Raw genomic sequence first — 19,406 nt, forward strand, 5'->3', positions numbered from 1 at the left:
GGCGCATAAACAATATGAGGAAAAGCATGAGCGAGATTCTTGAAAAGGCTGCGGCCGCGCTGAACGAAAAGCTGGCCGGCGGTGGCTTTGATGCGTCCGCCAAGTTTGCAATCGCCGATCTGGGCGCAATTGTTCTGGACGGAGACGGTGCCCGCGTCAGTGATGACGAAGCAGATGTGACACTCAGCGCGGATGCGGACACGTTCGAACAGATCCTCAGCGGCGATCTGAACCCGACCGGCGCGTTCATGTCCGGCAAGCTCAGCGTTGACGGTGACATGGGAATCGCCATGCAGCTTGCATCGGTTCTGGCCTGATGGAGTACTCGCCGGCCCCCTTTTATCATGATGTGGCCGGCGACCCGGCCGGTGGTACAGCCCATTGGCTCCACACCGCCGACGGCAAACGCATCCGTGTCGGGCATTGGCTGCCCGAGGATGCAAAGAACGGCACGGTATTCCTGTTTCCGGGCCGCACCGAATATATTGAGAAATACGCAAGCACCGCAGGGGAATTCCTGAACCGTGGATTTGCCGCCCTCGCCGTCGACTGGCGCGGACAGGGTTTGGCCGACCGCATGCTGGACGAACCCCGCATCGGGCATGTCGATAAATTCACCGATTATCAACATGACGTCACCGTGGTGCTGGAGCTGGCTGAGAAACTGGATCTGCCGCGCCCGTGGTATGTGATCGGGCATTCGATGGGCGGTGCCATCGGCCTGCGCGCAGTCATCCAGAACGATTGCTTTGCAGCCTGTGCATTTACCGGGCCGATGTGGGGCATTTTCTTTGTCCCGCTCATGAAGCCACTTAGCCGTCTGACCGCCTATTGGGGCACCGCGCTGGGGCTGGGGGAACGCACCCCGCCGACCACGTCGTTGACCAGCTATGTTCTTGCGGAACCGTTCGAGGGTAACTCGCTGACGCGCGACCCGGACATGTTCAAGATGATGCAGGATCAACTGAAGGCTCACCCCGAGCTGGCCCTTGGCGCCCCCTCCAACCAGTGGTTGCGTGAAGCCCTCAGCGAATGTGAATGGCTGATGGAGCAACCTGCGCCGGACACCGCGTGCCTGACCTATCTGGGCAGCCACGAACAGATCGTTGACCGCAAGGCGATCCGGGCACGGATGGCGAACTGGCCCAACGGCCGGCTGCTCGAGATCCCGGATGGTGAGCATGAGGTGCTGATGGAGGCCCCCGAAGTTCGTAACCCGGTTCTTGACGAGTTGACCGAACATTTCCTGGCAAATCGCCCCTAAGGCGTCCGCACGGGACTGATCTTGACTGGCGGCTTGTGATCCGGGCGCGCCAGCCCTAGATGTTTGGCAACTAATCTAATAAGAGGTGTTCCATGCGCGACCTGCCCTTTCCCGTCCGTGATGCAAATGCAGTCGGCGGTGCCGATAACCTCGGCAACTTGCCCGAATGGGACCTGACCGACCTCTATGCCTCGGAAGAAGCGGCCGAGCTGACGCGGGATCTGGACTGGCTTGAGGGCGAATGCGCCTCATTCGCCTCGGACTACGAAGGCAAACTGGCCGATCTAGACGCCGCAGGCCTGCTGACCTGTGTGCATCGCAACGAAAAGATCAACGCCATCGCCGGGCGGATCATGTCCTTCGCCGGTCTGCGCTACTACCAACTGACCACCGATGCCGATCGCGCCAAGTTCCTGTCGGACATGCAGGAAAAAATCACCGTCTTCACCACCCCTCTGGTGTTCTTCACGCTCGAGATCAACCGCATCGAAGACGACGTTCTGCAGGCCCATTTCGCGGCCAATGCTGATCTTGCACGTTATGAGCCTGTCTTCCGCCGCATCCGCGCGATGAAACCCTACCAACTGTCTGACGAATTGGAGAAATTCCTCCACGACCTGGGCGTTGTCGGTGACGCGTGGGAGCGTTTGTTCGACGAGACCATCGCGGGCCTAACCTTCACCGTCGACGGCGAAGAGCTGAACATCGAAGGCACCCTGAACCTGCTGACAGAACAGGACCGTAGCAAACGTGAGGCGGCCTCACGCGAGCTGGCCTCAGTGTTTCAGGACAACATCAAAACCTTCGCCCGCGTTCACAACACACAGGCCAAGGAAAAGGAAATCGTCGACCGCTGGCGCAACATGCCAACCGCTCAGACCGGTCGCCACTTGTCGAACGACGTCGAGCCCGAAGTGGTCGAGGCCCTGCGCGAAGCCGTGGTCGCCGCCTACCCCAAGCTGAGCCACCGGTACTACGAACTCAAACGCAAATGGCTGGGGCTTGACGTGATGCAGGTCTGGGACCGCAACGCGCCACTGCCAATGGAAGACACCCGCATCGTCGGCTGGGACGAGGCCGAGAAGACGGTGATGGATGCCTATAACGCGTTTGATCCGCGCATGGGTGAGATCGCCTCGCCGTTCTTTTCTAAAGGCTGGATCGACGCGGCGGTGAAGCCGGGTAAAGCGCCCGGCGCCTTCGCCCATCCGACCGTGACCGATGTCCACCCTTACGTGATGCTCAACTATCTGGGCAAACCGCGCGATGTGATGACCCTCGCACACGAATTGGGCCACGGTGTCCATCAGGTCCTGGCGGCGGATCAGGGCGAGATGCTGTCCTCGACCCCGCTGACACTGGCCGAGACCGCTAGCGTGTTTGGTGAAATGCTGACTTTCCGCAAAATGCTGGACAAGGCCGAAACCAAGGAACAGCGCAAGGTGCTTCTGGCTGGCAAGGTCGAGGACATGATCAACACGGTCGTCCGCCAGATCGCCTTCTACGATTTCGAATGCAAGCTGCACGCCGCCCGCCGCGAGGGCGAACTGACCCCGGACGACATCAACGCCCTGTGGATGAGCGTTCAGGCGGAAAGCCTCGGGCCGTCATTCGAATTCATGGAAGGGTATGAAACGTTCTGGGCCTATATCCCCCATTTCGTGCACTCCCCCTTCTACGTCTACGCCTATGCGTTCGGAGACGGCCTCGTGAACGCGCTTTATTCGGTCTACGAAAACGGCGCTGAGGGGTTCGAGGACAAGTATTTCGAGATGCTGCGCGCCGGTGGATCGAAACACCACAAAGACCTGCTCGCCCCGTTTGGCCTAGATGCCAGCGACCCCAAGTTCTGGGATAAAGGCCTGTCGATGATCTCGGGCTTCATTGACGAACTGGAAGCGATGGAGGGCTGAAGGCGACCTACCCCCAGATTTTTGGTAAATACAGCGAGGATGTCCGCGTTTTGGGCACCCTCTCGAGCAAGATTCAAATACAGCTCAAGAAGCTTGCTGAAAGCAGTTCTGGAAGAAACGAAATTTTGACTCCTGTTAGCCTCGGTTGTACTCAATTTGTTGCCTTGGTTGCAAAAAGGTAAAAGCTAAACTTAGTAAAACTGCAAGCTGACGCAAATGAATAAAGACCGACTGGTAGTCTATACAAACGTTATTGGGTGGGTGTACCCGCTTCCCGAAATCACAGCAGCCGATCAAGTAGACTACATTTGCTTTACTGACCAAGATATAAAGAAAACCAATGGTTGGACGTGCATATCCGTTCCCCCCTTTTTAGAAGCGGATGCGTTCCGAAGCTCGCGTGAACAGAAAGTCCGACCGCATCGTTGGTTGGCGGACCATTCGGCGTCCCTCTATATCGACAGCACCGTGTTTTTAACAACAAACCCTTGGAATATTTGGGAAATGCTAATTCCGAATGAAAACGTCGTCTTCGGTGGCCTTTTCCATTCATACCGAAATACAATTCTCGAAGAGTTTCAAGCTGTTGAAAAAGCCGGCTATGAGCACAAGGCTGTATTGGACGAACACAGAGATTTTTACGAGAGTTACTACCCAGAAACTATGCTTCAAAAACCCGTTTGGGGTGGGATGTTAGCGCGTCGTCACAACGAACCGGGATGTATTGAGGCGATGGAGACCTGGTTTTCTCATATCCTTCGATATTCACGGCGAGACCAGTTGTCTTTACCCGTAGCTTTGTCCAAGCTCCAAAATGAGCAACGGAACGTTGTTTCCGAAAGCATAAAGAAAACAGACTTCCATGAGTGGCCGCGTGGCGGCAAAAAAAAGCCGCCGTATCAAAAGGTCGGACCGCCCGTAGCGGAGAACCTTTTGCCTTCGACCGCCCAAAAAGAAAGAACAGAAAATTTACCAATGAAACAGAGCACCGACAACTCGACAGTCCCGGAAGCAACCAACAAGATTGCGTACGGTTTGGACGAGCAGAGCGAACTGTACTACGCGCAGGACAAAGCCGGTGGAAAGAAGATCTATGTTTCTGACAAGGCACGCCTGGCCTTGTACAGGCGCGGAACAATTCGCCGCAGACGGCAACTTCTGCGTGACTATGGGCTTTCAGGAAATCTCGTTTCTGCAGGCGATGTCGTCGTTGATGTCGGGGCCAATATCGGTGAGATCGGTATATGGTGTGAGGCAAGAGGCGGTATTTACTACGGCTTTGAGCCTGATCCTCTGGCATTTTCTGCACTTCGCAAAAACGTTGCGGGCAACTGCCACGATGTGGCGCTAAGTGATACTGAAGGCACTGCAGACTTTTTTCTAAAGACCGACACTGCGGATTCCAGTTTGTTCAAACCGGAGAAGTACGACGGCATTATATCCGTACGAAAAGCAACGCTCGACGCTTTTTTCAAGGAGATCGTCGCGCCTGAGGCAATAAAGCTCTTCAAAATAGAAGCAGAAGGAATGGAACCCGAGGTGCTGCGTGGCGCAGAAAACACACTGAATTCGGTGGAGTACGTAGCAGTCGATGCTGGCCCTGAACGAGGGAAACAGAACACTGTTCCAGAAGTTCTGAATTTTCTTGCAGGCAAAGACTTCAAGATTCTCTCTTGTTTTTTGAAACGAGGTACTTTTCTTCTCCGGTCAAAGCGTTTCGAATAGAGATCAACGAACTGAGCAATGGCTGTTGAAACCGGTTCTACATAGCCGCCCTCAAAATCCTGGTTAGGGAAAGTGGTTTTTCCTGCAAATGAGACGATCGAATTGCCCTACTTCAACTGGCTGTCTTTTGATCCGCGCCGGTTAATGCCTGACCGCTGCTGATACGTCCCGTCCCGATCCTGTTGACAGTCCAGACACAGCTTGACGCCGGGCAGTGCTTGTCGGCGTTTTTCGGGAATGGGTTCCTCGCACTCGGCGCAATGGGTCAGGCTTTCGCCTACGGGGCGTTTTTGCGCCTGCATGCGGGCCAGTTCGTCGGAGATCGACGCTTCGATCTGTTCACTGACCGCACCATCGCGGGCCCAACCTCCGGCCATGACACCTCTCCCTTTTATGGATGCAGCATAGAATACGCGCCGGGCGAGTGCTGGCAAGTCAGAGAGGAACGGCATCCGCGAACACGCGATCAATCATCTCTTGCGTCCCACGCGAAAACTCCAGCGGGCAAGGATAGGCCGCCCCGTCGCGGACCGAGCGACAGAAGGCCTCAACCTGCAGTTTGTAGTGATCGTCGCCCGGGAACCGGGTCACCTGAACCTCAAGCCCCGGTCGATGCAGCTCGACGCGCGCCTCGCCGAACACGCGCGCGTTGAACGGCGCAGTCAGGCGGATGACCCCCCCTTCGCCGTGAAACACCATCTCTTGATGCGGGTGCATCCGGATCGAGACATAAGCCGAATAGGTAAAGCCCGGGAATTGCGCGCGAATTTCGGTGAAGGTGTCGATGCCGTCCTGCCAACGGATCGCGGACTGAACCGCGGAGGGCTCCTGGCCTGTGGCAAACCGCGCGCCGCCGATGACGTACACCCCGATATCCCGCAACCCGCCCCCGCCGGTCTCTGCACGATTGCGAATGTTGGTCACTTCCTCACGATTGTCGAAACTGAACGCGCCGGTCACATGGACCAGCTTGCCAATGGCACCATCGGCGATCAGTTTCTTCACGAACTGCCACTGAGGGTGATGCACGATCATATAGGCCTCAGCCGCGAGCAAACCTGTCTGATCGCGCTTTTCGATCAACGCATCGAACTCAGCCGCCTGCATCGTCATCGGCTTTTCGCACAGCACATGTTTGCCCGCGTCGAGCGCCCTCAGGCTCCATTCGACATGCATGTGATTTGGCAGTGGGATATAGACGGCCTCGATCTCGGGATCATCCAGAAGCGCGTTGTAGCTGTCATAGACGATCAGATCGGTGCAAAAAGCCTGAAAAGGCTCGGCCTTGGCCGCGTTTGAGGTCGCAAGCCCGGCCAACCGCGCCCCGTCTGCGGCGTGAATTGCAGGCGCCATATATTGCCGCGCAAATTTGGCAGCCCCCAGAACACCAAATTGAACCGGTTTCTGCATCGCTCTCTCCCTGATCAGGCCATTTAGATGTGACGCAGACTCAAGACGCAGGCGAGGCAAGTGTCAACACACGATGAAAAGAGGATGAGGTATCCGGCGCAGTGCGCTGATTATCATCGAAAAAAAGCCCGCAGATATCTGCGGGCTGTGCGATCCTTGGATCTATCGGGTTGCAAGCATTCCCTTTTCACGGGCCAGATCGCGCATTTTCTTTTGCAGCTTCTCAAACGCGCGGACTTCGATCTGACGAATACGCTCGCGGCTCACATTATATTGCGTGCTGAGCTCTTCCAAAGTCACCGGCTGATCCATTAGGCGGCGCTGAGTGAGGATGTCCTTTTCGCGATCATTCAGCACCTCAAGGGAGGCTGCCAGCAGCTCACGCCGGGCGTCCAGCTCATCACGGGCTTCGTAGTCGCCCGCCTGATCGGCGTCTTCATCCTCAAGCCAGTCCTGCCACTGCATGGTGCCTTCGCCCTCGGACCCGACGGTCGCGTTTAGCGAGGCATCGCCGCCGGACATACGCCGGTTCATGCTGATGACCTCTTCCTCGGTCACGCCAAGATCATTGGCGATCTGAGTGACGTTTTCAGGGCGCAGGTCGCCCTCTTCCAACGCACCGATACGGGCCTTGGCCTTGCGCAGGTTGAAGAACAGCTTTTTCTGTGCCGAGGTTGTGCCCAGCTTCACCAGCGACCACGACCGCAGGATGTATTCCTGGATCGAGGCGCGAATCCACCACATTGCATAGGTCGCCAGACGGAAGCCCTTTTCCGGGTCGAACCGTTTGACCGCCTGCATCAGGCCCACATTGGCCTCGGAAATAACCTCGGCCTGCGGCAGACCGTAGCCGCGATAGCCCATGGCAATCTTGGCCGCCAGGCGCAGATGCGACGTGACCATTTTATGAGCGGACTCGGTGTCCTGCTCTTCGACCCAGCGCTTGGCCAGCATGTATTCTTCTTCCGGCTCCAGCAGAGGAAACTTGCGAATTTCCTGCATATAGCGGTTCAGGCCGCCCTCAGGCGTCGGCGCGGGGAGATTTGCGTAATTTGCCATTTTGATGTCCCTCCGACAAATGTTTAGCTCTTTAACATACGATATGGGTAAGGAACCCATCCCTTTCAAGAGGTACCGTTAACAGTTTGAAATTAAGCTTGGGTAAAGGAAAGCTAAGAAACTCTTACTCACAGGAGTTTGCATATTATGACAGAGGGGTGCGCAGCGTTTCAATCAGGTCCTGCATGTCCCGCGGCAGATCAGCTTCAAATCGAAGGTTTTCGCCTGTTACCGGGTGTTCAAAGCCCAATACGGCGGCATGCAACGCCTGACGCGGAAAGGCGCGTACGGCCTCAGAAGTTGCCGCACTGAACACTTTGGCCGCCAATTTACGTTTGCCGCCATAAACCGGATCACCGACCAGACCATGGCCTGCATGGGCCATGTGCACGCGAATCTGATGGGTGCGCCCTGTTTCCAGCCAGCATTCGATTAGCGCGAGCCCTGCCGGGGCACCAAATGTTTCAACCACACGCGCACGCGTCACCGCGTACCGCCCTCCGTGAAACAGAACCGCCTGTTTCTGACGGTCGGTCTTGTGTCGGGCAAGCTGAGTGGTCAGGCGCATGATATTGCCCGGCTCGAAACTGACACCTTTGACACCCCGCAAGCGCGGATCATTGGCATCCGGCACCCCGTAGCAAACCGCTCGGTAGTAGCGTTCAACACTATGCGCCTCGAATTGCGCCGCAAGCCCGTGATGAGCTGCATCCGACTTGGCGACCACTAGAAGCCCACTGGTTTCCTTGTCGATCCGGTGGACAATGCCGGGTCGTTTGACCCCGCCGACCCCGGATAAGTCTGCCCCGCAATGATGAAGCAGCGCATTCACGAGCGTTCCACTCGGCGAGCCCGGCGCAGGATGCACGACCATCCCCGCAGGTTTATTCACCACAATCAGGTCGTCATCCTCGAAGACCACGTCCAGCGGGATATCCTCGGGGCCGATATGGCTGTCTTCGGCCTCTGAAACCGTGATGACCACCGTGGCGCCTTCCGCCACCTTGGCCTTCGGATCGCGCACCTCAGTGCCCTCGACCAGAACCGAGCCCTCTTCGATCAAACGGGACAGACGGGTGCGCGACAGGTTTTCCTCGGCTGGCACATCCCGCGAAAGCGCCTTATCAAGGCGAGGCGGCGGAGCGGCCGCGATCTGAAACTCAACCTGCCGGGTGCCCATGACTGTCCCTTCCGAACCCCAAGAAGAACCGCAGGAAACGCCGCAACTGAGGCTGCTTCGACGCATGGTCATGTTGCTGACCGCGGTGATGATTGGCGGGGTTCTAGTGACATTCGCACTGATTGTCATCCGGCTATCGGACCGAACCCCGACCCTACCCGATCAGATCGAGCTGCCGGATGGTGCGAAGGCACAAGCCGTGACGATCGGGAACAACTGGTATGCCGTCGTTACTGACGACAACCGCATCCTGATCTTCGACAAAACCACTGCGAAACTGCGGCAAGAAATAGTGCTGGAACCCTAGGCGTCGGCTTGTTCGAAGACTTCCGCAAAGGTCTTTTGCAGGGCAGTATCCACATCTGCCATGGTAACCGGCAACCCCAAGTCAACCAGCGATGTCACGCCGTGCTCCCGAATGCCGCAGGGCACAATGCCCGAGAAATGGTCCAGCTCAGGCTCAACATTGATCGAGATGCCGTGAAAGCTGACCCATTTGCGCAGGCGCAGACCAATAGCGGCGATCTTGTCTTCCGCGGGTTGTCCGGTGATTGTCAGCGGTTTGTCGTCTCGCTGCACCCACACGCCAACGCGCCCGTCGCGAATCTCGCCTTTGACGTTGAACTCATCCAATGCGGCGATCACCCAGGTTTCGAGCTGTTTAACGAATAGGCGCACATCGCGGCCTCGCTTGTTCAAGTCGAGTATGACGTAGGCGACGCGCTGACCGGGGCCGTGATAGGTGTATTCCCCGCCGCGCTTGCTCTCATAGACAGGGAACCGGTCAGGGTCAGTCAGATCCTCGGGTCGCGCAGACGTACCTGCCGTGTAAAGAGGCGGGTGTTCGAGCAACCAAACGCATTCCTCGGCCTCGCCTGCAGCAATAGCCGCTACGCGTGCCTCCATAAAGGCGACGGCCTCTTGGTAGTCGGTCAGCCCGTCTGAGATCTTCCATTCCATGCTTGCCTCATACCGTGCCGGTCGGTTGGGGGAAAGAGGTCACGCGGCCTCTTCCAGACATTGCTTGAGGACATTGGCGTATGTCTCGACCCCTTGCGCCCCTGTGGTCAGGTATTTCCCGGCGAACACCATCGAAGGCACGCCGGAAATCCCGCGACTGGTCCAGAATTGCTGTTTCTCCCGCACCGAGGCCTGATGATCCCCGGATGCCAAAGCCGAACGCGCGGCTTGCGGGTCCAACCCGGCAGCCTTAGCCGCGTCTGCAAGAACATCGATGTCAGAGACATCCTTTTGATCCGTAAAATACGCTTTAAAGAGCGCCAGTTTCAGCGGATGCTGCCGCCCCTGCCCCTCGGCCCAGTCCAACAACTGATGCGCCTGGAACGTATTCACCATGCGGCTGTCGTCGGTGAAATTGAAGGCAAAGCCAAGCTCTGCCCCAATCGAAGTCAACCGCTCGCGCGCCTGTTCGCTTTGCTCGGCTGTGCTGCCGTATTTCTCCATGATGTGTTCGCGCAGGTTCTGCCCTTCGGCTGGCATCTGCGGGTTCAGCTCGAACGGGTGCCACCTGAGCCGCGCGAGTACGTTTTGCTGCTGCAACGCCTGATCAAGCTGTTTGAAGCCGACGATACACCAGGGGCATACGACATCAGAGACAACATCAATCTGAACAACGGGGCGGGTATCCGGGGTGGTCATCGCGGGCTCCTACAGGGTGGTTGGCTGATACAGATATGAATGCCGGTACTGAATTTAAACCAACGCTCTTTTGCCTCTTCACATCCGTGTTCCAAGGGTCTATACGCCGCGCTACCAAGTCATTGGCAGTGCGGTCGTGGCGGAATTGGTAGACGCGCAGCGTTGAGGTCGCTGTGGGGTAACTCCCGTGGAAGTTCGAGTCTTCTCGACCGCACCAACAAAAACAATAGCTTGGCTGTTTCCCCTCAATTTCACGACTATTCTAAGTAACTTGAGAGTAGCTTTTCGTCCGTCTTTGACGGATCACCATTGCAGCGCCTTTGTTTTCTGAGTGTCGCACAACAAAACGACTTTAACTCCAAGAAGGTTGTCCCAGGCACCCAGATACGCGATCTTGTTTAGAAGGCTGAAGGACTTGCGGCGCGTGGCATTAAGGTAAGACAAGCGCCCCAAGGCATTCCTGTCCGCAACCGCGTTCGTCGGACTCTTTTCCTATTGGCTATTGGTCCTGAGCCTAGCGCATCAAATGCCTTGATCGAATCGCTGAGGCGCCCAAATCCACGTACAATCCCTACGCACGCGCCCCTCTGTTTCCAAGCTGCAGCCATAGGTCATTTCAACACTGCAATATTCGACAGCAATTGTGGCCATTTAAGTAAAAGCTTAACCAAATTCCACTAAACCGGCATACATTCGCCCGGTTAAAGAGTAACATTGTCCTACCAGTCTTGAGTGAGTGGTATGTTAACCGGTAACCCGGATCTGCTCCGGTGATCCGCAATGTGTATGAGTACGAGTCTGCCGTTCCGACCCCAAATCGGAACGGCAATTTCGTTTCCGGGCTATGCTTAAGGCAGTTCGGACGGCCCGATCCCCGAATTCACGCATCGCCGAGAGCTAGAGCGCCGCCTTGATCAGCTCGGCGTGTTTGGCAATCGCTTCGAAATCTCCCATCTTGCCGGGTGCGCGCAAGGGTTCACCTTCATGCCGAGGCAGAATGTGGAAATGCAGGTGGAAGACCTCCTGCCCGCCTGCGGCTTCGTTGAACTGCTGAATGGTCACCCCACCGGCGTCAAACGCCCGCTTGGCAGCGCGGGCCAGTTTCTGAACGGTCGCCATAACGGCATTCAACTGCTCGGGCGTGGCGTCCAGCAAATTACGGCACGGGGTTTTCGGGATGACCAGCAGATGACCATCGGCACGAGGCATGATGTCCATGAACGCCAGCGTCTCATCATCTTCGTAAACGCGGGTCGAGGGGATTTCGCCGCGCAGGATTTTGGCGAAAATATTGTCCGGATCATATGCTGACATGTCGGGCCTCTGAATTTGCAATGGGTTCAAAGGAGTTCTGCGGTTCGAACGTGCGTCGGTCAAGGCGGAACTCGGCCGATTCAGGCCAACGAACCTGCGCGACCTCTTGAAAGAAGAAATGAAATAGCCAGATTCGAGCCACTCATGATCTGAATTCGCGGCGCAGCGCTCTGCCCGCGACAATTATTCTTGATCCAGATCAAACTCGGCCATTGAAGGCAACCTCAACGCAATCTAAAACCAGCAGTAATCCCGCGCACCGGAGAGGTCTGGTTGCGCGGCGTAGTTGCAACAGGAGGCACCTAAAATGGCAGACGCAGCCATTCATGGCCACGATCATGAAGACGAGCGCTCGTTCTTTCAGCGCTGGTTCATGTCGACCAACCACAAGGACATCGGGATTCTCTACCTGATCTTCTCGGCTATCGCCGGGTTCATCTCGGTGGCGATGACCGTTTACATGCGGCTTGAGCTGATGCACCCCGGTGTTCAGTACATGTGCCTGGAAGGCTTCATGGCCGATCCATGTACACCTAACGGCCATCTGTGGAACGTGATGATCACCTATCACGGTGTTCTGATGATGTTCTTCGTTGTCATCCCTGCCCTGTTCGGCGGATTTGGCAACTATTTCATGCCGTTGCAGATCGGTGCGCCGGATATGGCGTTCCCGCGGATGAACAACTTGTCCTTCTGGCTGTACGTCGCTGGTACCTCTCTGGGTGTGGCCTCGCTGCTCAGCCCCGGCGGTAACGACCAGTTGGGTTCAGGCGTGGGCTGGGTTCTTTACCCGCCGTTGTCCACGACCGAGGGCGGCATGTCCATGGACCTTGCGATCTTCGCCGTTCACGTCTCGGGGGCGTCATCGATTCTGGGCGCGATCAACATGATCACAACCTTCCTGAACATGCGTGCCCCGGGCATGACCCTGTTCAAGGTGCCGCTGTTCAGCTGGTCGATCTTTGTCACTTCGTGGCTGATTCTGCTGTCGCTGCCGGTTCTGGCAGGCGCAATCACCATGCTGCTGATGGACCGCAACTTCGGCTTCACCTTCTTTGATCCAGCCGGTGGCGGTGACCCGATCCTGTATCAGCACATCCTGTGGTTCTTCGGCCACCCGGAAGTGTACATCGTGATCCTGCCCGGTTTCGGCATCATCAGCCACGTGATCGCGACCTTCGCGCGCAAGCCGATCTTCGGTTACCTGCCGATGGTCTGGGCAATCATCGCGATCGGTGTTCTGGGCTTCGTCGTATGGGCGCACCACATGTACACCGTTGGCATGTCGCTGCGTCAGCAGGCCTATTTCATGCTGGCCACTATGGTCATTGCGGTTCCGACTGGTGTTAAGGTCTTCTCGTGGATCGCGACCATGTGGGGCGGCTCGATCGAGTTCAAGACACCGATGCTGTTCGCCTTCGGCTTCCTGTTCCTGTTCACCGTTGGCGGTGTGACCGGTGTGGTTCTGTCGCAGGCTGGTATCGACCGTGCCTATCACGACACCTACTACGTAGTGGCACACTTCCACTATGTGATGAGCTTGGGTGCCGTCTTTGCGATCTTCGCTGGCGTCTACTTCTACTTCTCGAAGATGACAGGCCGCCAGTATTCCGAGTTCTGGGGCAAGATCCACTTCTGGATGTTCTTCATCGGCGCGAACCTGACCTTCTTCCCGCAGCACTTCCTGGGCCGTCAGGGCATGCCGCGCCGCTATATCGACTACCCTGAGGCGTTCGCTCAGTGGAACTTCGTGTCGTCGATCGGTGCATTCGTGTCCTTCGCTTCGTTCCTGCTGTTCTTCGGCATCGTGTTCTACGCCCTCTTCCGCGGCGCAAAGGAAACACGTCCGAACCCGTGGAACGAGTACGCGGATACGCTGGAATGGACCCTGCCGACGCCGCCGCCCGAGCACACGTTCGAGCAGCTGCCAAAGCAGGAAGACTGGGACAAAGGCCACGCGCACTAACCCCTAACTGAAAAACAAAGAAACCCCGCCATCCCGGCGGGGTTTTTCTTTGCGCGCTTACCTTTTGGAACAACACATCGCCAGATCGGGCAAAATAGGCTATTCTGGTAAGGGAAACTCATCCGGCAATCCGGGGAGGGTCCAGATGCCCGAAATTGACTTTTGGTATTCGATCGGCAGCACATACAGCTTTCTGACGGTCATGCGCCTTGATGATTGGTGCACTGAGAACGATACCTCTGTGCGTTGGCGTCCGTTCAACGTGCGCAGCGTGATGTCCGAACAGCAGAACGTACCCTTTGCCGGCAAGCCGGTGAAATCTGCCTATATGTGGCGCGATGTCGAACGCCGGGCGGCCAAGTATCACATCCATGCCAAACTGCCCGCGCCCTACCCTATTTCGGACCTGCCTCTGGCCAATCAGATCGCCCTACTCGGGATGAGTGAGGGTTGGGGTAAGGATTTCACTCAGAACCTCTATCGGATCTGGTTTGAAGACGGCGTCGAGGCGGGCAGCGAGACCGCTCTGTCCGAGGCCCTTTTGCGGTGCCAGCAAGATCCCCGCCTTGTCCTTTCCCGCGCGCGCAGCCGCGATTCCGTCGCGGCGCTAGAGGCTGAAACCGAACAAGCAAAACGCCTCGGGGTTTTTGGCGCACCTAGCCTTGTCGTACGGGGCGAGGTTTTCTGGGGCGATGACAGATTGGACGATGCGCTGTCTTGGGTCCGGGTTGGCCACGTCGTGTGATCTTTAGCCTTAGACAGCACATAACTTTGCGCTAGTTTTCCACTATGCCCTATCAATGGAATCATACCTCGGACACCGAACAGGAATTGCGCCTCTGGCCGCATAACTCATTGCCCCCGCGCGGCGCGATGATCGTGATCCTGTCGGTCTTCACGTTCGGCCTTATTCCCATTCTGGCCATGCTGGGCTCGGTTGTCCTGTGGGGGTTGCTGCCCTTCCTGTTGCTGACAGTTCTGGGCCTGTGGCTCGCGATCCAGACGAACTACCGAGCGCGCAGCGCGGTCGAGGTTCTGACCCTCAGCGGCTCACAGGCGCGTCTGGTCCATCAATCTCCGGGAAAACAGAGGCAGGAATGGTATTGCAACAGGTATTGGGCCCGCCCCGAGATGCACGAAACCGGTGGGCCGGTGCCGCACTACGTGACCCTGATCGGAGCCGGTCGCGAGGTCGAGATTGGCGCGTTTCTTTCCGAGGATGAACGGATCACCCTCTATGACGACCTGATAGCAAAACTGCGCGGACCAGCCGCGCAGTAAAGTGGTTCAGCCTTAGCAGTCGCCGTTCGAGGCGGAACACAGATGGTCTTTGACCATCGGACCGACCTTGCCGAAATCCATCTGACCGGTGTAGCGCGTCTTCAACTCGCCCATCACCTTCCCCATATCGCGGATCGAGCCCGCTCCGGTCGCAGTGATCGCGGTCTGAATCGCTTTCGAGACCTCATCTTCATCCAATTGCTTGGGCAGGAATTCCTCGATCACCGAGACTTCCAGCAATTCCCGTTCCGCCAGATCCAGACGTCCGCCCTCTTCATAGGCGCGGGCGCTTTCCTTTCGCTGCTTGGTCATTTTACCAAGTATTTCAAGAACCTCGGCGTCACCGCAGCCCTTGGCCTCTTCGTTTTGCGAGCCGCGCGCGGCGATATCGCGATCCTTGATCGCAGCATTGATCAACCGCAGAGTCGACAACCTTTCAGCTGCCTTGTCTTTCATCGCTTGCTTCAGGGCGGCATTCACCCGTGATCGCATGTCCATATGGTTTGTCCATCCCCATGACAAAGGAACCCCGAACATATCCAAACAAAAAGCGTGATACAACAGGGGGCGAATACCAGTAAGCTATTGAAAAACAATAATAGCCTAAAAAATGATCAGACTTGACCCGAACGTATAACCCCCTTAGGTATGCGCCGATTTACCTGCAGGAGAGTTGCGCTATGGCCCAGAACGCCCCGTCCAAGCCCACCGCATGTCTGGCTTTGGCCGACGGAACTTTGTTCTACGGAATGGGCTTCGGCGCCACGGGACAGACCGTGGCCGAGCTGTGCTTCAACACTGCCATGACCGGTTATCAAGAGATCATGACCGACCCCTCTTATGCCGGGCAGATTGTCACCTTCACCTTCCCGCATATCGGCAATGTCGGCGTGAACCCCGAAGACGACGAAACCGGTGATCCGGTTGCTGCGGGCATGGTCGTCAAATGGGACCCGACAGAGCCGTCAAACTGGCGCTCGGCTGAAGAGCTGAAGGGCTGGCTGGAGCGTCGTGGCCGTATCGCGATCGGTGGCATCGACACCCGCCGCCTTACCCGCGCAATCCGCCAGCAGGGTGCGCCGCATGTCGCATTGGCCCACGACCCCGAAGGTAACTTCGATATCGAAGCGCTGGTGTCCGCCGCACGCGGCTTTGCCGGGCTTGAAGGGATGGATCTCGCGAAAGACGTCACCTGCGCCCAAAGCTACCGCTGGGATGAGATGCGTTGGGCCTGGCCAGACGGCTACCAGCGGCAAGAGGCCCCTGCCCACAAGGTTGTCGCCCTTGATTTTGGCGCAAAGCGCAACATCCTGCGCTGCCTGGCGTCGGCCGGATGTGACGTGACCGTTCTGCCAGCAACCGCGACAGCGGCCGAGGTTCTGGCCCATGAGCCTGATGGCGTGTTCCTGTCCAACGGCCCCGGCGATCCGGCGGCCACAGGCGAATATGCCGTACCGATGATCAAGGAGATCCTCGACACCACCAAGCTGCCGGTGTTCGGTATTTGCCTCGGTCACCAGATGCTGGCCTTGGCGCTTGGCGGGCAGACCGTCAAGATGAACCACGGCCACCACGGCGCGAACCACCCGGTCAAGGATCTGGAAACCGGCAAGGTCGAGATCACCTCGATGAACCACGGATTTGCGGTCGACGCGCAGTCGCTGCCCGACGGCGTGGTTGAAACGCACCGTTCGTTGTTTGACGGCTCCAACTGCGGCATCCGTATGACCGACCGCCCGGTGTATTCGGTTCAATACCACCCCGAGGCCTCCCCCGGACCGCAGGACAGTTTCTATCTGTTCGAGCGTTTTTCCAGCGCAATGGCGGACGCAAAAGCACAGGCATAAACACCAAAATTCCGTGTGTTTATCAGAGTTAACCGCGCGTTAACCTTAGTCGTTCAACCCTGACGCCAACAAAAGGCGTCGGGGTTTTTTCTTTTATGGTTGATTTGAACGCACAACAAATCTCAGCAACAGATCCGATCCCGTCGCCTGAGCTTCGCAAACCCGTAGGGGCATGTCTGGTTGATGCCGGAGTGATCACGCAGGACCAGTTGGATCACGCGTTGGACCTTCAGGTCCGCCAGAACGCTCCGCTCGGAGAAATTCTGGTGAGCGAAGGCTGGGCCAGCCGCAAGGATGTTCTGGCCGCTTTGTCCGCGCAAACCAATCTGCAGATCGCCGACCTGGCCCAAACCCCGCCGTCGGCCGAGCTAAGCACTCTCAAACCGATGGAGTTCTGGTTGCGGCACAATGTGATCCCGTGGTTGCGGATCGGTCCATTTCTGTTTGTCGCCACCGCGCGCCCGGATCGCTTTGCCACTGTGTCCGCCGAAATGGCGGGCTGCGACTTGACCATCGTTCCGGTTGTCGCCGCTGCCGATCAGATCGACTGCTCGATAGCCCAGATCTTCTCCGACCAGTTGGCTCAAAATGCCGAGGCCCGCGTGACCAAGGATCAAAGCTGCCGTACCTGGACCGCTTGGAGCCGGACCCGCAGCGCGAGCATAGTGGTGCTGGCGTTGCTGGCTTTCGTTTCGTTTCCGTTGACGGGAATGGCCATTCTGGCGACGGCGGCTGTGGTGTCGCTGCTGTTGTTCATGATCATGCGGTTCTCAGGCCTCTTGGCTTTTGCCCACCAAAGGCTGCGCCCGCAGCCCGCCCCCTCTTCACCGGTGACCGCTCTGCGACAACCCTGCGTGTCGATCATGGTTCCTTTGTACAAAGAGCGTGAGATCGCAGGAGCGCTGATCCGTCGCCTTCAACGCTTAACCTACCCCAAGGCGCTGTTAGACGTGATTTTGGTGCTGGAGGAAAAGGACGATGTCACGCGAGATACATTGTCAAAGGTTGACCTGCCCAGTTGGATCCGCACTGTCGAAGTGCCCGAACTAAACGGACTGACCACCAAACCTCGCGCCATGAACTACGCTTTGGATTTCTGTCGGGGCGAAATTCTGGGCGTCTGGGATGCCGAAGATGCCCCCCAACCCGACCAAATTGAGCGGGTCGTTGATCACTTCACGCAAGCCGCGCCCGAAGTTGTCTGCCTTCAAGGCGCGCTGGATTACTACAACCCGCGCACCAACTGGCGCTCTCGCTGCTTTACCATCGAATACAACAGCTGGTTCCGCGTCATTCTCCCGGGGATCGCCAAACTGGGGTTCGTGATCCCTCTGGGCGGCACGACCTTTTTCTTTCGCCGCGACAAGCTGCTGGAGCTTGGCGGATGGGACGCCCACAACGTAACCGAGGATGCCGATCTGGGCGTTCGCCTCTGCCGCGCCGGCTACCGGACCGAGATCGTGAACACCGCCACCTTTGAAGAGGCCAACTTTCGCGCCTGGCCGTGGGTCAAGCAACGCTCGCGCTGGCTCAAAGGGTTCATGGTCACCTACCTTGTCCATATGCGCGCGCCGCTGCGCCTGCTGCGGGATCTGGGGCCGCTGAAATTCATCGGCATTCAGGCGTTTTTCATGGGTACGGTCGGGCAGTTTTTGCTGGCCCCCGTCTTGTGGATGTTCTGGCTGACCACGCTGGGGCTGAACAACCCGTTCCTTCAGGTGATCCCGATGCAGACCTTCAAAACCCTGATCTGGCTGTTTTTGGCCGCAGAAGCGTTGAACTTCATCATCGGCGTCATCGCCGTCTGGGCGAAAGAGCGGCGCTTTCTGCTTCCGTGGGTGCCAACGATGATCCTATATTTCCCACTGGGGGTGGTGGCGGCCTACAAAGCACTGTGGGAGCTGGCCGCCAAACCGTTCTTCTGGGACAAAACCCAACACGGGCAGGCCTCAGAGGACCTGCCGCCGCAGGACGCCTAGATCGCTTTGCGTTTGATTTGAATCGAAATACGCTGCCTCTCCCTACGGTCGAACGCGCATTTCGATAACTTTACCTGAGAAAAACGCAAAACGCTTTAGCCGTCGCGCCGGATCGCATCCTGCTTCAAACGGGTCATGAACGCGACCGAGATATGCTCTTTCAGCGCTTTCGCCGCGCCCTCTTCGTCGCGCGCGGCGATGGCTTCGACGATACCCTTATGTTCGCTCTGCGCAATTTCACTGCGCCCTTGCGCCGCCAGAGACGTGGTTGCCATCAACGCCATGGTGCGATGCACAAGGTCCAGTTGCTGCACCAGATAGCGGTTGTGTGAGGCCAAATGGATCTGCTCGTGAAACCGTCGATTCGCCCGCGACAACGCCGCCGGATCATCGACCAGCGCATCATCCTCGGCGACCATCTCTTGCAACACGCGAATTTCTTCCTCGGTCGCATGTTTGGCCGCGAGACTTGCGGCCAGCCCCTCCAACTCGCGCCGCACGATGTAAAGCTCGGCCATCTGGTTGTGGTTCAGCGAGGCCACGATCAGCGACCGCCCGTCCCGCTCCAGCAGAGACTGCGTTTCAAGACGTTGCAGCGCCTCGCGAATGGGGGTGCGGGATACGCCGAACCGTTCGGCCAACTCGCTTTCGACCAGACGATCTCCGGGCTTGTAGATACCGACGTCTATGGCGTCGAGTATCAGCGTATACGCGTCTTTGCTGGGGTGTCTGGATTGGGGCATGGGGCGATTGGTCTCCTCGTTCGAACCTGTCTATCCGTCCTGACCGCCTGCAATCAAGTGCGGCAT

Annotated in this window: 19 protein-coding genes and 1 tRNA gene; 11 read left to right on the plus strand and 9 right to left on the minus strand. The window is 57.4% G+C overall.

Going from position 1 to position 19,406, the window contains the following annotated elements; genetic code table 11:
- Positions 1-26 precede the first annotated feature (26 nt).
- The 4 genes from ACR0NO_RS05150 (at position 27) to ACR0NO_RS05165 (ending at position 4,902) form a co-directional block, all read left to right on the plus strand.
- Positions 27-317, plus strand: a complete 291-nt coding sequence (locus ACR0NO_RS05150) for an SCP2 sterol-binding domain-containing protein (protein WP_170376483.1) — start codon at positions 27-29, stop codon at positions 315-317.
- The gene (locus ACR0NO_RS05155) at positions 317-1,264 is read left to right on the plus strand and encodes an alpha/beta hydrolase (protein WP_480723204.1); all 948 of its coding nucleotides are present in this window, start codon (positions 317-319) and stop codon (positions 1,262-1,264) included. The genes ACR0NO_RS05150 and ACR0NO_RS05155 overlap by 1 nt, the downstream gene beginning before the upstream one ends.
- Positions 1,265-1,356: 92 nt before the next feature.
- A complete protein-coding gene (locus ACR0NO_RS05160; protein ID WP_480723205.1) occupies positions 1,357-3,177 on the plus strand; it encodes a M3 family oligoendopeptidase in 1,821 nt (606 codons plus the stop codon).
- Between the two features lie 216 nt (positions 3,178-3,393).
- Complete coding sequence (locus ACR0NO_RS05165) at positions 3,394-4,902, plus strand: FkbM family methyltransferase (RefSeq protein WP_480723206.1); 1,509 nt, start codon at positions 3,394-3,396, stop codon at positions 4,900-4,902.
- Positions 4,903-5,009: 107 nt separating this feature from the next.
- On the opposite strand, the gene ACR0NO_RS05170 is transcribed toward ACR0NO_RS05165, so the two are convergent.
- The 4 genes from ACR0NO_RS05170 to ACR0NO_RS05185 all read right to left on the minus strand — a co-directional run bounded on the left by ACR0NO_RS05170 (position 5,010) and on the right by ACR0NO_RS05185 (position 8,551).
- Positions 5,010-5,279, minus strand: a complete 270-nt coding sequence (locus ACR0NO_RS05170) for a DksA/TraR family C4-type zinc finger protein (protein WP_170469981.1) — start codon at positions 5,277-5,279, stop codon at positions 5,010-5,012.
- A gap of 58 nt (positions 5,280-5,337) precedes the next feature.
- Positions 5,338-6,312 (minus strand): Gfo/Idh/MocA family protein, encoded by a 975-nt coding sequence (locus tag ACR0NO_RS05175; RefSeq protein WP_480723207.1) that lies wholly within the window; start codon positions 6,310-6,312, stop codon positions 5,338-5,340.
- A 162-nt stretch (positions 6,313-6,474) separates the two neighbouring features.
- A complete protein-coding gene (gene rpoH, locus ACR0NO_RS05180) occupies positions 6,475-7,371 on the minus strand; it encodes an RNA polymerase sigma factor RpoH (protein ID WP_170376464.1) in 897 nt (298 codons plus the stop codon).
- Positions 7,372-7,516: 145 nt separating this feature from the next.
- Complete coding sequence (locus tag ACR0NO_RS05185) at positions 7,517-8,551, minus strand: RluA family pseudouridine synthase (protein ID WP_480723208.1); 1,035 nt, start codon at positions 8,549-8,551, stop codon at positions 7,517-7,519.
- Between ACR0NO_RS05185 and ACR0NO_RS05190 the strand changes: the two genes are divergently transcribed.
- On the plus strand, positions 8,550-8,858 hold the full coding sequence (locus tag ACR0NO_RS05190; protein WP_170487624.1) for a DUF6476 family protein: 309 nt from the start codon (positions 8,550-8,552) through the stop codon (positions 8,856-8,858). The genes ACR0NO_RS05185 and ACR0NO_RS05190 overlap by 2 nt on opposite strands.
- On the opposite strand, the gene lipB is transcribed toward ACR0NO_RS05190, so the two are convergent.
- Positions 8,855-9,511 carry a lipoyl(octanoyl) transferase LipB gene (gene lipB, locus ACR0NO_RS05195; RefSeq protein WP_480723209.1) on the minus strand — a complete coding sequence of 219 codons (657 nt, stop codon included), beginning with the start codon at positions 9,509-9,511 and terminating at the stop codon, positions 8,855-8,857. The two genes, ACR0NO_RS05190 and lipB, sit on opposite strands and share 4 nt — an antisense overlap.
- Positions 9,512-9,550: 39 nt before the next feature.
- Positions 9,551-10,210: a DsbA family oxidoreductase gene (locus ACR0NO_RS05200; protein WP_480723210.1), complete on the minus strand. Its 660-nt coding sequence runs from the start codon at positions 10,208-10,210 to the stop codon at positions 9,551-9,553.
- A 130-nt stretch (positions 10,211-10,340) separates the two neighbouring features.
- On the opposite strand from ACR0NO_RS05200, the gene ACR0NO_RS05205 reads away from it, so the two are divergent.
- Positions 10,341-10,427: transfer RNA gene (locus tag ACR0NO_RS05205), tRNA-Leu, on the plus strand.
- A gap of 680 nt (positions 10,428-11,107) precedes the next feature.
- Here the strand turns inward: ACR0NO_RS05205 and ACR0NO_RS05210 are convergent.
- A complete protein-coding gene (locus ACR0NO_RS05210) occupies positions 11,108-11,524 on the minus strand; it encodes an HIT family protein (RefSeq protein WP_480723211.1) in 417 nt (138 codons plus the stop codon).
- 307 nt (positions 11,525-11,831) lie between these two features.
- Here ACR0NO_RS05210 and ctaD point away from each other — a divergent pair, with 307 nt between their 5' ends.
- The 3 genes from ctaD to ACR0NO_RS05225 all read left to right on the plus strand — a co-directional run bounded on the left by ctaD (position 11,832) and on the right by ACR0NO_RS05225 (position 14,771).
- Positions 11,832-13,490, plus strand: a complete 1,659-nt coding sequence (gene ctaD, locus ACR0NO_RS05215; RefSeq protein ID WP_170376446.1) for a cytochrome c oxidase subunit I — start codon at positions 11,832-11,834, stop codon at positions 13,488-13,490.
- Between the two features lie 145 nt (positions 13,491-13,635).
- A complete protein-coding gene (locus ACR0NO_RS05220) occupies positions 13,636-14,235 on the plus strand; it encodes a DsbA family protein (RefSeq protein WP_480723212.1) in 600 nt (199 codons plus the stop codon).
- A 44-nt stretch (positions 14,236-14,279) separates the two neighbouring features.
- Positions 14,280-14,771: a DUF2244 domain-containing protein gene (locus tag ACR0NO_RS05225; RefSeq protein WP_480723213.1), complete on the plus strand. Its 492-nt coding sequence runs from the start codon at positions 14,280-14,282 to the stop codon at positions 14,769-14,771.
- A 12-nt stretch (positions 14,772-14,783) separates the two neighbouring features.
- Here ACR0NO_RS05225 and ACR0NO_RS05230 read toward each other — a convergent pair whose 3' ends face one another.
- Complete coding sequence (locus ACR0NO_RS05230; protein ID WP_170470024.1) at positions 14,784-15,269, minus strand: GatB/YqeY domain-containing protein; 486 nt, start codon at positions 15,267-15,269, stop codon at positions 14,784-14,786.
- 182 nt (positions 15,270-15,451) lie between these two features.
- On the opposite strand from ACR0NO_RS05230, the gene carA reads away from it, so the two are divergent.
- Together carA and ACR0NO_RS05240 are read left to right on the plus strand one after the other, a co-directional pair.
- Positions 15,452-16,618, plus strand: a complete 1,167-nt coding sequence (gene carA, locus ACR0NO_RS05235) for a glutamine-hydrolyzing carbamoyl-phosphate synthase small subunit (RefSeq protein ID WP_170677629.1) — start codon at positions 15,452-15,454, stop codon at positions 16,616-16,618.
- A gap of 95 nt (positions 16,619-16,713) precedes the next feature.
- On the plus strand, positions 16,714-18,597 hold the full coding sequence (locus ACR0NO_RS05240) for a glycosyltransferase (RefSeq protein WP_170677627.1): 1,884 nt from the start codon (positions 16,714-16,716) through the stop codon (positions 18,595-18,597).
- A 95-nt stretch (positions 18,598-18,692) separates the two neighbouring features.
- Here the strand turns inward: ACR0NO_RS05240 and ACR0NO_RS05245 are convergent, their stop codons facing one another.
- Positions 18,693-19,340, minus strand: a complete 648-nt coding sequence (locus ACR0NO_RS05245; RefSeq protein ID WP_170470033.1) for a GntR family transcriptional regulator — start codon at positions 19,338-19,340, stop codon at positions 18,693-18,695.
- Positions 19,341-19,406: the final 66 nt, after the last annotated feature.

Source organism: Ruegeria sp. CL3, assembly GCF_056536505.1.

Excerpts from the sequence above, each read along its gene's own strand:
- ACR0NO_RS05230 (WP_170470024.1), bottom strand. The coding sequence starts at position 15,269 with ATGGACATGCGATCACGGGTGAATGCCGCCCTGAAGCAAGCGATGAAA.
- rpoH (WP_170376464.1), bottom strand. The coding sequence starts at position 7,371 with ATGGCAAATTACGCAAATCTCCCCGCGCCGACGCCTGAGGGCGGCCTG.
- ACR0NO_RS05150 (WP_170376483.1), top strand. The coding sequence starts at position 27 with ATGAGCGAGATTCTTGAAAAGGCTGCGGCCGCGCTGAACGAAAAGCTG.
- ACR0NO_RS05170 (WP_170469981.1), bottom strand. The coding sequence starts at position 5,279 with ATGGCCGGAGGTTGGGCCCGCGATGGTGCGGTCAGTGAACAGATCGAA.
- ACR0NO_RS05210 (WP_480723211.1), bottom strand. The coding sequence starts at position 11,524 with ATGTCAGCATATGATCCGGACAATATTTTCGCCAAAATCCTGCGCGGC.
- ACR0NO_RS05155 (WP_480723204.1), top strand. The coding sequence starts at position 317 with ATGGAGTACTCGCCGGCCCCCTTTTATCATGATGTGGCCGGCGACCCG.
- ACR0NO_RS05220 (WP_480723212.1), top strand. The coding sequence starts at position 13,636 with ATGCCCGAAATTGACTTTTGGTATTCGATCGGCAGCACATACAGCTTT.
- ACR0NO_RS05240 (WP_170677627.1), top strand. The coding sequence starts at position 16,714 with ATGGTTGATTTGAACGCACAACAAATCTCAGCAACAGATCCGATCCCG.
- ACR0NO_RS05190 (WP_170487624.1), top strand. The coding sequence starts at position 8,550 with ATGACTGTCCCTTCCGAACCCCAAGAAGAACCGCAGGAAACGCCGCAA.
- ACR0NO_RS05185 (WP_480723208.1), bottom strand. The coding sequence starts at position 8,551 with ATGGGCACCCGGCAGGTTGAGTTTCAGATCGCGGCCGCTCCGCCGCCT.
- lipB (WP_480723209.1), bottom strand. The coding sequence starts at position 9,511 with ATGGAATGGAAGATCTCAGACGGGCTGACCGACTACCAAGAGGCCGTC.
- ACR0NO_RS05225 (WP_480723213.1), top strand. The coding sequence starts at position 14,280 with ATGCCCTATCAATGGAATCATACCTCGGACACCGAACAGGAATTGCGC.
- ACR0NO_RS05160 (WP_480723205.1), top strand. The coding sequence starts at position 1,357 with ATGCGCGACCTGCCCTTTCCCGTCCGTGATGCAAATGCAGTCGGCGGT.
- ctaD (WP_170376446.1), top strand. The coding sequence starts at position 11,832 with ATGGCAGACGCAGCCATTCATGGCCACGATCATGAAGACGAGCGCTCG.
- ACR0NO_RS05200 (WP_480723210.1), bottom strand. The coding sequence starts at position 10,210 with ATGACCACCCCGGATACCCGCCCCGTTGTTCAGATTGATGTTGTCTCT.
- ACR0NO_RS05175 (WP_480723207.1), bottom strand. The coding sequence starts at position 6,312 with ATGCAGAAACCGGTTCAATTTGGTGTTCTGGGGGCTGCCAAATTTGCG.
- ACR0NO_RS05245 (WP_170470033.1), bottom strand. The coding sequence starts at position 19,340 with ATGCCCCAATCCAGACACCCCAGCAAAGACGCGTATACGCTGATACTC.
- ACR0NO_RS05165 (WP_480723206.1), top strand. The coding sequence starts at position 3,394 with ATGAATAAAGACCGACTGGTAGTCTATACAAACGTTATTGGGTGGGTG.
- carA (WP_170677629.1), top strand. The coding sequence starts at position 15,452 with ATGGCCCAGAACGCCCCGTCCAAGCCCACCGCATGTCTGGCTTTGGCC.